Origin of the sequence: Streptomyces sp. NPDC052682 (genome assembly GCF_040678435.1) — a bacterium.
Lineage (GTDB): Bacteria > Actinomycetota > Actinomycetes > Streptomycetales > Streptomycetaceae > Streptomyces.
In genome coordinates this window covers 153,448-167,408 of the sequence record NZ_JBFATS010000006.1, presented here as the reverse complement: position 1 = coordinate 167,408, position 13,961 = coordinate 153,448, and the positions used below count along the sequence as shown (strand labels likewise).

Annotated in this window: 13 protein-coding genes; 1 reads left to right on the top strand and 12 read right to left on the bottom strand. The window is 74.9% G+C overall.

Annotation, left to right across the window (positions count from 1 at the left end):
* Positions 1-32: 32 nt before the first annotated feature.
* The 3 genes from AB0K80_RS11375 to AB0K80_RS11365 form a co-directional block, all read right to left on the bottom strand.
* On the bottom strand, positions 33-1,238 hold the full coding sequence (locus AB0K80_RS11375; protein WP_365668215.1) for an acyltransferase: 1,206 nt from the start codon (positions 1,236-1,238) through the stop codon (positions 33-35).
* Entirely contained in the window at positions 1,231-2,160 is a 930-nt protein-coding gene (locus tag AB0K80_RS11370) for an alpha/beta hydrolase (RefSeq protein WP_365668569.1), read from the bottom strand. The genes AB0K80_RS11375 and AB0K80_RS11370 overlap by 8 nt, the downstream gene beginning before the upstream one ends.
* A gap of 580 nt (positions 2,161-2,740) precedes the next feature.
* Positions 2,741-3,607: an alpha/beta hydrolase gene (locus AB0K80_RS11365; protein ID WP_365668213.1), complete on the bottom strand. Its 867-nt coding sequence runs from the start codon at positions 3,605-3,607 to the stop codon at positions 2,741-2,743.
* Positions 3,608-3,833: 226 nt separating this feature from the next.
* On the opposite strand from AB0K80_RS11365, the gene AB0K80_RS11360 reads away from it, so the two are divergent.
* Positions 3,834-4,448, top strand: coding sequence for a TetR/AcrR family transcriptional regulator (locus AB0K80_RS11360; RefSeq protein ID WP_365668212.1), 615 nt, complete (start codon positions 3,834-3,836; stop codon positions 4,446-4,448).
* 149 nt (positions 4,449-4,597) lie between these two features.
* On the opposite strand, the gene kynU is transcribed toward AB0K80_RS11360, so the two are convergent.
* From kynU to AB0K80_RS11315, 9 genes are all read right to left on the bottom strand, one after another.
* Positions 4,598-5,791 carry a kynureninase gene (gene kynU, locus AB0K80_RS11355; protein WP_365668210.1) on the bottom strand — a complete coding sequence of 398 codons (1,194 nt, stop codon included), beginning with the start codon at positions 5,789-5,791 and terminating at the stop codon, positions 4,598-4,600.
* A gap of 4 nt (positions 5,792-5,795) precedes the next feature.
* Positions 5,796-6,644, bottom strand: a complete 849-nt coding sequence (locus AB0K80_RS11350) for a tryptophan 2,3-dioxygenase family protein (RefSeq protein ID WP_365668208.1) — start codon at positions 6,642-6,644, stop codon at positions 5,796-5,798.
* A 142-nt stretch (positions 6,645-6,786) separates the two neighbouring features.
* Positions 6,787-7,200, bottom strand: a complete 414-nt coding sequence (locus AB0K80_RS11345) for a DUF3151 domain-containing protein (RefSeq protein ID WP_365668206.1) — start codon at positions 7,198-7,200, stop codon at positions 6,787-6,789.
* Positions 7,201-7,285: 85 nt separating this feature from the next.
* Complete coding sequence (fbaA, locus tag AB0K80_RS11340; RefSeq protein WP_365668204.1) at positions 7,286-8,308, bottom strand: class II fructose-bisphosphate aldolase; 1,023 nt, start codon at positions 8,306-8,308, stop codon at positions 7,286-7,288.
* Between the two features lie 143 nt (positions 8,309-8,451).
* Positions 8,452-9,012 (bottom strand): orotate phosphoribosyltransferase, encoded by a 561-nt coding sequence (gene pyrE, locus AB0K80_RS11335; protein WP_365668202.1) that lies wholly within the window; start codon positions 9,010-9,012, stop codon positions 8,452-8,454.
* A 10-nt stretch (positions 9,013-9,022) separates the two neighbouring features.
* Positions 9,023-9,811, bottom strand: coding sequence for an aldose 1-epimerase (locus AB0K80_RS11330; protein WP_365668200.1), 789 nt, complete (start codon positions 9,809-9,811; stop codon positions 9,023-9,025).
* A 253-nt stretch (positions 9,812-10,064) separates the two neighbouring features.
* On the bottom strand, positions 10,065-11,447 hold the full coding sequence (locus tag AB0K80_RS11325) for an SRPBCC domain-containing protein (RefSeq protein WP_365668198.1): 1,383 nt from the start codon (positions 11,445-11,447) through the stop codon (positions 10,065-10,067).
* 144 nt (positions 11,448-11,591) lie between these two features.
* The gene (locus tag AB0K80_RS11320) at positions 11,592-13,238 is read right to left on the bottom strand and encodes a polyamine aminopropyltransferase (protein WP_365668196.1); all 1,647 of its coding nucleotides are present in this window, start codon (positions 13,236-13,238) and stop codon (positions 11,592-11,594) included.
* Positions 13,239-13,358: 120 nt separating this feature from the next.
* Positions 13,359-13,877, bottom strand: a complete 519-nt coding sequence (locus AB0K80_RS11315; protein ID WP_365668195.1) for a DUF2617 family protein — start codon at positions 13,875-13,877, stop codon at positions 13,359-13,361.
* Between the last annotated feature and the right edge of the window lie 84 nt (positions 13,878-13,961).

The following is a 13,961-nucleotide window of genomic DNA, read 5'->3' as shown; positions in this document are numbered from 1 at the left end:
TCCCCACCCCCGTTGTCGTCACGCGGCCCAGCCTAGACACGGCGCACCTCCCGCTCCGACCCCCGATCCGACGGCTGGTGCGTCCGCACCACCCGGGAGCGGCCCCGCCGGCCGCCCTGTTCGTAGGCGTGGAAGGCGGCCCAGCAGAGCGCGAGTGCCACGGCGAAGACGGGGAGCCACAGCAGGCGGGCCGCGGCCCAGCCCAGATCGTCGGGGAGGGTGTGCAGCCCGGGCAGCCGGCCCGCGAGGAGGCCGGCGGCGGTGGTCGCCATCATGGCCGTCTGGTGCCAGAGGAAGACCGTCATCGCGGAGAGGTTCACCAGGGCCACCGCCGCCCAGGCCACCGGTCGGCGCATGGCCCGCCGCAGCCGGGCGCGCAGCAGCAGGGCCAGGCCGCACTGGGCCACCCCGAAGGTGACGGCGGCCAGGGTGGGCGGGTTGAGGTTGGAGACGGCGGCGCCCGGGACGCCGACCATCGACGCCGGGTAGCCCGCCCAGGCGACGAGCGCCGCGGTGGCCGCCGTACCGCCGGTGAGCAGGAGCCACCCGGCGCGGGGCCGCTCGAGCTCGCCCCGGGTCCAGGCCACGCCCAGCGTGTAGGGCACCAGCCAGCCCGCGGCCAGGTTGACCCAGCCGAGCCAGTCCGGGCCGCCGAGGCCGTAGCGCAGCAGGTCCACGTGGAGGACGACGGCCAGCGGCCACAGCGGGTGCAGCCGGGTCAGCAGCGGGGTCGCCGCCGTGAGGGCGGCGAAGACCAGCAAGAACCACAACGGCGACAGGGCCAGCTTGACCAGCGTGCGGATCGTGCCGGCCTCGGCGCCGGACAGCAGCAGGGCGAGCGTCACCACGGTCCACAGGGTGAGGACGACGGCGACCGGCCGGAACAGCCGGGCCAGCCGGACCGTCAGCCAGCGGTGGTACGGCACGCCCCGGGCCCGGGCCGAGGCGTACCCCCGGGTGGCCACGTGCCCGCCGACCAGGAAGAACACCGCCAGTGTCTGGAACACCCAGGAGACCGGGGCCAGCCACGGCAGGTGCTGCAGCGGGCTCGCGGTGCGCAGGGCAGGGCCGTCCGCGACCAGGGCGGTGACCAGCCAGTGGCCGAGGACGACCCCGAGGATCGCGGCGGCGCGCAGCGCGTCCACGGCCCGGTCACGGTCGGCGGGGGTGGCCGCCTCCAGGCGGGTCGCGGCGTGCCGCAGGCCGTGCCAGAGGTGTCGCGGTCGTACGTCAGTCACGGGTCACCGCCTTGGTGTCGCCCAGGACGATCCGGGCCAGGTTGGTCAGGGAGGCCGAGCCGGGCGCGAAGTAGGCGCTGTGGCCGCCGTCGCCGGCCGCGAAGACGCGGGCGCCGAAGGCCGGGGAGACGGGGTCGGTGCCGAAGCCGACGGTGGTGCCGAACAGGTCGGCGCTGACGTGCGGCACGTGCGCCACCCAGTCACCGGCGCCCCTTGCCGCCCAGACGCGGGCGCGGGTGCGCAGGTCCGCGACGGAGCCGGCGCCGGTGCCGGGGCTGCCGATCAGGGCGATGTCGTCCACGTCCAGGCCGGCGGCGGCCCGGCCGCACACCACCGAGCCGTAGGAGTGGCACACCAGGGTGATCTTCGGTTCCTGCCCGGCGGCGGCCCGCAGTCCGGCGACGAGGGCGCGCAGGTGCGGGGCGGCCTGTTCGGCGCGGCCCGTCGTGGTCACCGTGGTGCTGACGGTGCCCGGCGTCTCGTAGCCCAGCCAGGCCACCACCGCGGTGCGTGTGCCCGGCGGGGCCTGCCGTGCGAGCCGCTCGTGCAGGGCGACGGCTCCCGCGCGGAACCGGCCGTAGGTGTCGAGGCCGGTGTCGGAGCCGGGGACCAGGACGGCGACGCGGTCGGCGTGGGCGAGGTCGCCGAGGACCTCGGTCGCCTTGCCGGAGCCGCGTCCGTCGAAGAAGAGGAGGTGGCGGGCGGGTCCGGCCAGGGCGCGGTCCGTGGCGGCGCGGTAGTGGTCGCCGTGGGCGTCGGCCATCCGGGCCGCCTCGGCGGCGTTGGCCCGGTTGGCCGCGTAGGCCGCGTCCAGCGTGGACGCGGTGAGCGGGGCGAGGGCGGCCGGGGCCGGGGCGGGGATCTCGGGGCGCGCGGCAGCGGAGAGCGGGATGACGAGAGCGCCGGTGAGGACAGCGGCCAGAGCGGTGCGGACCCCTCTGCCCGTACGGCGCGGTACGGCGAAGCCAGTCTTCCCCGCGGCCGGCACCACATCAGCGCCGGCGGCCAGAGCAGTGCGGAACCCTCTGCCCGTACGGGGCGGTACGGCGAAGCCAGTCTTCCCCGCGGTCGGCACTGCATGGGCGCCGGCGGTCAGGGCGGTGCGGAACCCTCTGCCCGTACGGCGCGGTACGGCGAAGCCGGCCTTCGCCGCGGCCGGCACCGCATCAGCGCCGGCGGCCAGGTCGTCTGCGACCGGCACGACCGCCACCGCATCAGCGCCGGCGGGGCCGCCCGTCCCCGCGCCGGGCGTCGCCGTTGCCTCGCCGTACCGCCGTCGCCCGGTCGCCGCGCGCCTTGCCCGCCCCCACGGCCGCAGCCCCATGTGGTCGTCTCCCCCGCTCCGGTCCGCCCGCCGATCGGGCTTGCCTGAGGGGGAAGTTACGGATCGTGATCCGTCGTCCGCGTCCCGCCAGGGGACTCATGTGCGCGGTAGTTCTCAGGTACTACGGGTACCACCGGGACGGCCCGTCACCGCCCGCCGACAGGAGCGGCCGCTCCTCTCACCAGGCCAGTTGCGCGATCTCCTCCGCCACCACCGCGCAGGCGTCCGCCGCCGGGTCGATCAGCGGGAAGTGCCCGACGTCCTCCAGCAGGGTCAGCCCCACCACCTCGCCGGCTTTCGCCGCCGCGTCCGCGTACGACTCGGCGACCGCCTGCGGCACGTCCAGGTCCGTGCGCCCCTGGACGAGGGTGGTCGCGATGCCGGTGGGCAGCAGCAGCGCCGGGTCGGCGTACGGCTGACGCTCCGCGAACCCCTCGTCCCCGCCGAGGAGTTGCCGTACGGCCCCGCCGCACACGTCCAGCTTGTCGGCGACCGCAAGGTCGGCGATCGGGGCGAGCGCGACGACTCCGCGCAGCGGCGCGGGGCGGTCGGTGTGCCAGGGGGCGTCGGCGGGCAGGACGTGCCGGGCGGCGGCCCACAGCGCGAGATGGCCGCCGGCGGAGTGGCCGGTGACCACGGTGCGCCGCACATCGGCCCGCGGCAGCGCCTCGCGCACCAGCGCGGGCAGCGCGTCCAGCGCGGCGGCGACGTCGTCGAGGGTGTCGGGCCAGCGGCCGGCCACCGACTCCCCGGCGCCGCCGCGCCGGTACTCGACGCTGGCCACCGCGAAGCCCCGGCGGGCCAGGAAGTCCGCGAACGGGCTGACGTGCCGGCGGTCGTACGGGGACCGCCACGCACCGCCGTGCAGCACCACGACCAGCGGGGCGAGATCCCCCGGTCCGGCCTGGACGCGCGGGGCGTAGAAGTCGATCACCTGGTCGGGGTGGTCCCCGTAGGAGGCGGTGGTGTCGGGGTCGACGGGCGGGTGCGAGAAGGCCGACTTCTCCTCCGCGGCGGCCCGGGCTGCTGCGACGTCGTCCGTCATGCTTCAACCTCTCAGCGATCAGACATACTTGGCGGACCAGGCGGGGAATGCGGCCGTTGGCGGGGACGGTATCAGGCAGCTGACGTGCGCTCCCACGGGGATGTCACCCTCGGTGAGGACGAGGCGAGAGCCAAACGGCCCCCTGGTTCCGTTACGCTGGCCGAGCCGTACCCGCCCGCCCCGCCGCCGCCCCGCCCGTGTCCCCCGCACGCCCCCAGGAGGTCCCATGCCGCCCGAACCCGGCACCGTACGCCCCGGAGGGCGCACCGCACGCGTGCGTGCGGCCGTGCTGCGGGCGGCCGGGGACGTGCTGGCCGAGCAGGGCTTCGGCCGGCTCGACCTCGCGGACATCGCCCGGCGCGCGGAGGTCGGCAAGACCACCGTCTACCGGCGGTGGGGCTCGGTACCGGGGCTGGTGGCCGACCTGCTCGCGGACATGGCGGAGCAGTCGCTGCCCCGCACGGAGACCGGCTCCGTCCTCGGCGACCTCAAGGCCAACGCCTCCCTGGTCCAGCGCACCCTCGCCGATCCCCGCCAGGGCGCCCTGTTCCGCGCGATCATCGCGGCGGCGACCTGCGACGCCCGCACGGCCCAGGCGCTCGGCCGGTTCTACGAGGTACGCGTCGCCGAATGGGCACCCTGCGTCGAACAGGGCGTGGCACGCGGCGAGTTGCCGCCCGAGACCGACGCGGCGGCGGTCGTGCGGGCGGTGTCGGCGCCGCTGTACTACACCCTGCTGACGACCGGCACGCCCCCGGACCCCGCCGCCGCCGACCGCGCGGCCCGCGCCGCGTTCGCCGCGGCGGCAGCGGGGGTGTACGTCACGACCGAGGACCGGTGACAGCCAGGCCCGACCTCCCCCGACACCCGAGCCGCACCACCCACGCCGCCTCCGCCACGGCAGCGGCAGCGGCAGCGGCGGGGGCAGCGGCAGCGGCAGCGGCAGCGGCAGCAGCGGGGGTGTACGTCACGTCCGAGGGCGGGTGACCGTCAGGCCAGGACCTCCGCCAGCACCCGGGCCGCCCGTTCCACGTCCGCGAACCCGACGTACAGCGGCGTGAAGCCGAAGCGCAGCACGTCCGGCGCCCGGAAGTCACCGACCACGCCCCGCTCGATCAGCCGCTTCATCACGTCCCCGGCTCCGTCGCAGCGCAGCGCCACCTGACTGCCCCGCTCCGCGTGCGGCACCGGCGTCAGGCACTCGACCCGGCCCGCCGGCACGTACTGCGCGACGCACTCCAGGAAGAAGTCCGTCAGGGCCAGCGACTTGGCGCGCACCGCCTCGACCGACACGCCGTCCCAGACCTCCAGGGCGGCCTCCAGCGCCAGCATCGACAGGATGTCCGGCGTGCCGACCCGGCCGCGCAGGGCGCCGGGGGCCGGCTCGTACGCGGTGCGCATGCCGAACGGCTCCGCGTGCGAGTTCCAGCCGGGCAGCGGCGAGTCGAAACGGTCCTGGAGGTCCCGGCGCACGTACAGGTACGCCGGCGAACCCGGGCCGCCGTTGAGGTACTTGTACGTGCAGCCGACGGCGAGGTCGACGCCGTGCTCGTCGAGGCCCACCGGCAGCGCGCCCGCGCTGTGGCACAGGTCCCACACGACGTACGCGCCCGCCTCGTGCACGGCGGCCGTCAGCGACGGCAGGTCGTGCAGCCGGCCGGTGCGGTAGTCGACGTGGTTGAGCAGCACCGCGGCCGTACGTTCGCTGAGGGCGCCCGGGACCTCGCCCGGCGCCACGGGGCGCAGCGCACAGCCCGTCATCCGGGCCGCCGACTCGGCGATGTACCCGTCCGTGGGGAACGTCGTCGCGTCGACGAGAATCTCGTCCCGGCCCAAGTCGGCACCCCGGGCCAGCCGTACCGCCCCCACCAGCGCCTTGAAGACGTTGACGCTGGTGGAGTCGCCGACCACGATCTGCCCGGCCGCCGCCCCGACCAGCGGGGCGATCCGGTCACCGATCCGCTCGGGCGCGGTCCACCAGCCGCTCTCCTCCCAGGACCGGATGCGCAGCTCGCCCCACTGACGCCGTACGACGTCCTCGACCCGGCCCGGGACCACCGCCGGCAGCGCGCCCAGCGAGTTGCCGTCCAGGTAGACGACGTCGTCGAGGACGAACTCGGCGCGTTTGGCGCCCAGTTCGTCGGTCGCGTCGAGCTTGTGCGCCTGCACCGTCAGTTCGGTCATCGACTCAGACATACGACCGCGCCGTCCACAGCTCGGGGAACACGTTCTTCTGCGCCCGCTTCTCCAGCCAGGCCACCCCGGCGGAGCCGCCCGTGCCGGGCTTGGCGCCCATCGCGCGGCGGGTGGCGACCAGGTGGTCGTTGCGCCAGCGCCACACCAGCTCGGCGACGTCGGTCAACGCCTCGCCGAGCCGGACGAGTTCGCTGTTCTGGTCGCCGGCGTACACGGCCGCCCAGGCCTCCTCCACCGCCTGCGAGGGCTCGTAGCGCCGCGCGACGTCACGGTGCAGCACCTCCTGCGGGACGGCGTACCCGCGCCGCGCCAGCAGCCGCACCACCTCGTCGTACAGGCTCGGCTCGTGCAGGGCCTTCTCCAGCTCGGCGTGCACGCGCGGGGCGCCCCGGTGCGGGACCAGCATGGACGCGGACTTCTCGCCGAGCAGGAACTCCATGCGGCGGTACATCGCCGACTGGAAGCCGGAGCCCTCGCCGAGGGCGGAGCGGTAGGAGTTGAACTGCTGCGGGGTCAGCTGCCCGAGCGGTGTCCAGGAGGCGTTCAGCGCCTCCAGTTCCCGCACGGAGCGTTTCAGCGCGGCGATCGCCGTCGGCAGGTCGTCCTCACGCACCGCGCGCGCCGCGGTCTCCCACTCGTGGACGATGACGGTGAACCACAGCTCCATCACCTGGGTCGTGACCAGGAAGACCATCTCCCCGGGATCGTCGGAGAGGGGATGCTGCAGGTGGGTGAGCACGTCCGCCTTGACGTAGTCCTCGTACGGCGTCGTGCCGGCGAAGTCGAGATGCGGGGTCTCGGGCTCGTGAGCCTGGTCGGACTGGTGAGCCTGTTGGGACATCGCTGTCTCCTGTAGTACTCCGGGTAGCGGTCCGCCCTGCCGTTACCGGCACGGGGCCCCGGTCCCCACCCGCATCCTGCGCAATCCCGGGCGGTGACCGCAAGGCCCGCCTGATCACAGACGGGCCTCGCGTCGCGGGGTGTCAGCCCAGCACCTGCGCCGCCGTGGGCGAGGAGTCCACCAGGAACTGGGTGCAGCGCTCGTACTCCTCCTGCTCGCCGATCGCCCGCGCGGCGCGCGCGAGGGCGTGCAGGGCGCGCAGGAAGCCGCGGTTCGGCTCGTGCTCCCAGGGCACCGGGCCGTGACCCTTCCAGCCGTTGCGGCGCAGCGCGTCCAGACCGCGGTGGTAGCCCGTCCGGGCGTAGGCGTACGACTCCACGACACTGCCCCGCTCGAAGGCCTCGTCGGCGAGCTGGGCCCGGGCCAGCGAGGAGGTCGGGTGCTGGGCGGCGACCTCGGCGGGCGCGGTGCCCTTCGCGAGCAGCTCGCGCGGCTCCGGGTCGTCGGGGAGGTGGGTGGGGGGCGGACCCCCGAGGAGGTTCTCGTGAAGGGACATGAGGTCAGTATCTCCTCCGCCCCCACCACCACGCGGAAGCGCCCGCCCCCACCGGCGGTGGTGGGGACGGGCGCTCCGGGTGGTGCTACTTGATCTTCGTGCCGGTGGAGCGCAGGTGCCGGCAGGCCTCGACGACCCGCTGGGCCATGGACGCCTCGGCCAGCTTGCCCCAGGTGCGCGGGTCGTAGGTCTTCTTGTTGCCGACCTCGCCGTCGACCTTCAGGACGCCGTCGTAGTTGCGGAACATGTGGTCGGCGACCGGACGCGTGAAGGCGTACTGGGTGTCCGTGTCGATGTTCATCTTGACCACGCCGTTCTCCAGCGCGGTGTGGATCTCCTGCTCGGTGGAGCCGGAGCCGCCGTGGAAGACGAAGTCGAACGGGCTCTGCTTGCCGAACTTGGCGGCGACGCCCTCGTTCAGCTCCTTCAGCAGCTCGGGGCGGAGCACCACGTTGCCCGGCTTGTACACGCCGTGCACGTTGCCGAAGGACGCGGCCAGCAGGTAGCGGCCCTTCTCGCCGAGGCCGAGGGCCTCCGCGGTGCGGATCGCGTCGTCGACCGTCGTGTAGAGGGAGTCGTTGATCTCGTGGGAGACGCCGTCCTCCTCGCCGCCGGTCGGGGTGATCTCGACCTCGAGGATGATGTTCGCGGCGCGGGTGCGCTCCAGCAGCTCCTGGGCGATGGCCAGGTTGTCGGCCAGGGTCTCGGCGGAGCCGTCCCACATGTGGGACTGGAACAGCGGGTTGCGGCCGGCCTTGACGCGCTCCTCGGAGATCGCCAGCAGCGGACGTACGTACCCGTCGAGCTTGTCCTTCGGGCAGTGGTCGGTGTGCAGCGCGACGTTGATGTCGTACTTCTCGGCGACGATGTGGGCGAACTCGGCCAGGGCCACCGCGCCGGTCACCATGTCCTTGTTGTGCTGGCCGCCCAGGAACTCGGCGCCACCCGTCGAGATCTGGATGATGCCGTCGCTCTCCGCCTCCGCGAAACCGCGCAGGGCCGCGTGCAGGGTCTGGGAGGAGGTGACGTTGATGGCCGGGTAGGCGAACTTTCCTGCCTTCGCCCGGTCCAGCATCTCGTTGTAGACCTCGGGAGTTGCGATGGGCATCTGTCCGCTCCTCGTATTCGCGGGTTGGTGTGCTGCTTACTCGGCCCTGACCTGGAACCTTGGGTGCGACGTCATCGTCGGCCCCATCTTTCCAGACATGGCCGGAAGGTCCATGCCCGGTCCACGCCCTGGTCAGGCGACGCTCAGTCGAGACCCAGCTCGTCCTTCGAGTACGCGAACAGGTACGGCACGCCCGCGCCCTCCTGGATCTTCTCGGCGGCGCCGGTCGCGCGGTCGACGATCGTCGCCACGGCCACGACCTCGGCCCCGGCCTCCCGCACGGCCTCCACGGCGGTGAGCGGGGAGCCGCCGGTGGTGGAGGTGTCCTCCACGACCAGCACCCGGCGGCCCTTGATGTCCGGCCCCTCGACGCGCTTCTGCAGCCCGTGCGCCTTCGCGGCCTTGCGTACGACGAACGCGTCCAGCCTGCGGCCCCGTGCGGCGGCGGCGTGCAGCATGGCGGCGGCCACCGGGTCGGCGCCCATGGTCAGGCCGCCGACCGCGTCGAAGTCCAGGTCCGCGGTGAGGTCCAGGAGCACCTGGCCGACCAGCGGGGCGGCCTCGCCGTCGAGGGTGACGCGGCGCAGGTCGACGTAGTAGTCGGCCTCCAGACCCGAGGAGAGGGTCACCCTGCCGTACACCACGGCCTTGTCCTTGATCTGCCGCAGCAGCGCCGCGCGTGTCTCTTCGTTGACGTCCGTCATGCCGACCAGCTTAGAGGCGGCGCCAGCGCCAGGTCGTCGTGGCCTCCAGCGGCTCCAGGGGCGTGACCAGGCGCGGGAGGGTGTTGAGCCCGTCGGGCGGGCCGGTCTGCGGCTCCACGCACACGGCCTCGGCCTGCTCGTCGTAGATCACCACCCACTTCTCGGGGCTGGTCACCCTCAGCTCCAGCTGTCCCGGCCAGGTGAGGGTGACGTCCACGCCGTCGGGCATGCCGAAGCAGTCGTCCCAGGGGCCGGGCCCGGGATCGGTCCGCTGCCCGGTGGGCAGGTGGTCCTCGCCGCGCTCCTCCTGCCAGGCGGGCTCGAAGTCCAGGCGTACGTCCTCGCCGCCCAGGTTGCGCCGGAACCAGGGGTGCCAGCCGACCTGCGCCGGGAAGGACGACTCGTACGTCTCCACGGACAGGGTCAGGGTCAGGGCGTCCTCGGCCAGGCCGATCACCTGGGTGACCCGGCCCGGGTAGGGCCAGGGGCCGGTGAGGTCGTAGGTGAGGTGGGCCTCGGTGGCGCCCGCGCGGGCGACGCGCCAGGCGCCGTCGCGGGCCGTGCCGTGGATGGCGTGGGGCGGGGCGTTGAGCGGCATCTGGTGGACGGTGGCACCGTCCCGGAAACGGCCCTCCCGGATCCGGCCGCACCAGGGCACCATCGGGAAACAGCCGAACCGCTCCCCCTGGCGGAGCAGCTCCACCCCGCCGAGCCGCAGCCCTGCGATCCGGCCGCCGTTCCCCGGCCGCACGGTCACCTCCGCGTCGCCCGCGGTCAACGTGATGTCGTCGTCACTCACGCTTCGACCCTACTGGGGTGATCAAGGGGGCGGGGGTCGTCCGGCGGGCATCACCGGCTGTCTGCGGCCGGGCTGCTCCGGGTCGTGGGGCGGGGCGGCGTGCTGTTCGCGGTGGCGGGACGCACGGCACCGCACGGGTACCGGCCTGGTCCGGCCCGGCCGGTGTGGGGGTGCGCCGCGGTGCCGTGCCGGATCGCCAGGGCGCTGCCTGGCCGGTCCGAGCCGGTCCCGGGCCGTCGCAACGGCGCAGCGCTCAGCGCCGGCGGCGCAGGGCGCGGACCGCGACGATCGCCGAGGCCAGGGCCAGGGCAGCGGCCGGGCCGGCCCAGCGCAGGGGGGTGGGCGGGGCGATCGTCTGGGGCGCGGGGACGGGGGCGTAGCGGCCGCGGGGCGGGGCGTGGTCCACCTCCTCGGCGCTGCGGCCGATCATCGTCCGACGAGCATGCGCCGCCTCGGCGACGGGTTCGTCCCCGCGGGTGTCGTCACCCTCCTCGCCGTCTTCCACGCCCGTGCCGGTCTCGCCGACACCCGCGTCGGTCTCGCTGGCCTCCGCGTCACCCTCGTCAAGGCCCGCGTCGGCCGCGTCGAGGCCCGCGTCGGCCGCGTCGACGCCAGCGTCCGCCTGATCGACGCCAGTGTCCGCGTCGCCAACCCCCGCGTCCGCCGCGCTGACGCCGGCGCCCGCCGCGCCAACGCCCGAGTCGCCCGCGTCCGCCCGCTCGGCCCCCGCGTCCACCTCGTCAACGCCCGCATCGGCCGCGTCGAGGCCCGCGTCGCCCTCTTCGACGCCCTCGCCGGCCGCGCTGACGCCCGAGACGCCCTCGTCGACGCCCGCGTCCGCCGCGCCAACGCCCGAGTCGCCCTCGCCAACGCCCGCGTCCGCCGCGCCAACGCCCGAGTCGCCCTCGCCAACGCCCGCGCCCGCCGCGCTGACGCCGGCGCCCGCCTCATCGACGCCCGCGTCCGCCGCGCCAACGCCCGAGTTGCCCTCGCCAACGCCCGCGTCCGCCGCGCTGACGCCCGAGTCGTCCTCGTCACCGCCCGCGTCCGCCCGCTCGGCGTCCGCGGCGGTCTCGTCGTCCCCCTGGGCCCCCGTCGCGGGGGGCGGGCTGTCGTCGGCGTCCGGGGTGGTCTCGAAGTCGTCGGTCGCCCGGGGCTCGAAGTCCCCGGCGGCCAGGTAGTCGTCCGCGTCCGGCTCGGGAGAGGCGCCGCTGTCCGCGGCCTCGGCCAGCTGCTCCGCGAAGCGGTTCAGCAGCCGGCCCGCTGCCGCCTCCACCGCCTCCGCCGGGAACTCCTTGACCCGCCCGTCGGCGTCGGCCGCCCCCTCGAACACCAGGGCCGTCCCGCCCTCCGCGTCCCGCAGGCGCAGCCGCAGCGCGAGGGTCACGGAGCCGGTGCCGCGTGCCTCGGCCGCGTCGCCCTCGACGGCGTACGTCCTCTCGTCCTGCCGGGACAGCCGGACGGACCCCCGGTAGGTGATGGAGTGGCTGCCGATCCGCACCTTCAGCCGCCCGGCGACGGGTTCGGCCCCGGCGTCCTGCTGGAGCCCGGGAACGGCCCGGGCGACCCGCGCGGGATCGTCCAGCACCGCCCTGAGCCGCTCGGCCGCAACCGGAACGAACACCTCGTGCTCCATGTCGACGGAGCCTACCCAGCCGACACCTCGTCGCACCCCCGCCGACCGAAACTGACCACGCGTCCGTGTCGTGTCCCCGCGGCCAAGACCAGTCCGGTGTCCTGGCCGCGATCGGCCGCCTCGGCCGCGTCGGTGTGCGGTCGGTCAGCCGCGGTACCGCGGGTGCACCAGCGTCGACGGCGCCAGGCCCGGCACGCGGGTGCGGGCCGCGGCGCGGGCGCCCGCGCGCAGGGCCGCGCCCGTGAGGGTGCGCGGGCGCGGGCCGTCCGGAGGCAGGCGCAGCTTTGGGTCCGTACGACAGGCCAGGACGAACCCCCAGTCGCGGGGAGCGCGGGAGTCGGAGGTGCGGTCAGGGCCGGCGGCGTGCCCGGTGTGCCGGCCGCCGATGCGGTAGGCGACGGTACGGAAACCGGCCGAGCGTACGGTCGACTCCACCGTCCAGAACACCCGGGGCCGGATCCCGACCGGCCCGGCGTGCACCACGAGCCGCCCGCCCGGCGCCAGGACACGCCGGGCCAGGCCGTAGAACTCCTGCGCGTACAGCTTGGTGCTGGCGGTGATGCCCGGGTCCGGCAGGTTCGAGACCACCACGTCGTACGCCGCGGGGGGCGCCGAGCGCAGCCAGTTGAAGGCGTCCGCGGTGGTGACGCGCACGCGGGGGTCGTCGAGGGCGTGCCGGTTGAGGGCGGCCAGTGCCGGGTCGCGGCGGGCCAGCCGCACCACGCCCGCGTCGCGTTCGACGACGTCGACCCGGTGCACGCCCGGGTACCGCAGCACCTCGCGGACGGCGAGGCCGTCCCCGCCGCCGAGGACGAGCACGCGCGGGTGCGGGCCGGTCATCGCGGGGTGGACGAGGGCCTCGTGGTAGCGGCGTTCGTCGCTGCCGCTGACCCGCAGCCGGCCGTCCAGGAACAGCCCGAGGGGGCGGCCGTGGGTGCCGCCGGTCAGCACGACCTCCTGGACGTCGGTCTTCAGCGCCACGCGTACGTCCTGGCCGTACACGGCGTGCCGAGCGGCCCGCTCGAAGTCGTCGACGAGGACGGCGGCCGAGGCGAGCACCGCCAGCACGGTGACGTTGGCGGCCAGCAGCAGCCAGCGGGCGCGGCCGGTCAGGTCGCGGCGGAACAGGCCGAGGACGAGGCACCCGCCGACGACCGTGTTGACGGCGCCGGTGAGCAGGGCGCCGGTCAACTGGCCCAGGAACGGCAGCAGGAGGAAGGGGAAGGCCAGTCCGCCGGCCAGGCCCCCGACGTAGTCCGCCGCCGACAGGTCGGCCACCGCGCCGCCCGCGTCCTGGCGGCGGATGCGCTGGATCAGCTCCATCAGCAGCGGCACCTCGGCGCCGATGAGCAGGCCGGTGGCGAGGGAGAAGGCGACCAGCAGGCAGCGGGGGCCGTGCGCCCACAGGCCGCCCCAGTCGCCGGTCCAGGCGAACACCGCGTACAGGGCCATCGCGCTGCACCCGCCGACCAGGGCGAGGCAGGCCTCGACGGCGCCGAAGCCGGCGGCGGCGTGCCAGCGCAGCCGTTTCGCGGCCAGGGAGCCGAGGCCCATCGCGAAGACCATGACAGACAACACGACGGAGGCTTCGGTGACCGAGTCGCCCATCAGGTAGGAGGCGAGGGCGACCAGTTCGAGTTCGTAGACCAGTCCGCAGGCCGCGCAGACGAAGACGCACGCGAGGACCAGGAGCCGTCCGGTGCCCGGCCGGACCGGCAGCCGCGCCGGAGCGGCGGGGCCGCCCCAGGGGGGTGGGGAACCGGGCGGGGCGGGCGCGTGCGGTTCGATCACGCTGCGACGTTACGTCACGCCTCGGGTGCGCTTCTTCACCCACACGTGTGGTGTGTGTTCACCTCTGCTCGCAGCTGGTGCCAGCGGGGCCCTCGGCCGGGGCCGGCCGGGCCGTGCGCCTCACAGCGTCGCCGGCACCCGCACCCCGACCGTGGTCCGCGTCGCCACCAGCTGCCCGTCCTGCGGGTAGGCGTGCCAGGTCCGCCAGTGGACGTGGCCGTCGTGGCGCTGGGCGAGCAGGGCCGTGAAGGCGTGCGGGCTGCCCGGGAAGACACCGGCGAGGCCGTGCGGGTGGTCGGAGACCAGGGCCAGCAGCTCCTGGGCGCGGCCCGCGAAGTCCTCGGGCGAGAGGGCCTCGACCCGGGCGGCGAACTCGTACTCCCAGGCACCGATCCGCCGGGTGACGCCCAGCGGCAGGGGTGTGCTGCTGCCCGGCATGCAGGCCACCGTCTCCGAGCAGCTGCCCCGCTCCTCCTCCAGCAGGACCTGGTGGGACGCGCCGAGGAGCCGCAACTGCAGTGTGGCGCCCGACAGTTCGAGGTCGAGGGTGGCCAGTGCGGGAAGCGGCTCGCGCCCCAGCGCCCAGCCGAGGTCGGACGCACGTGTGTCGGTGTAGGGGGTGTTCAGGGTCGTGAGCATGGATCGGCTCCGCAAGCACACAAGGAGAAGGCGTGGATCCCGCGCACCCCGGTCGGGCCGGGGATGCGGCCCGGTCAGCCCGGT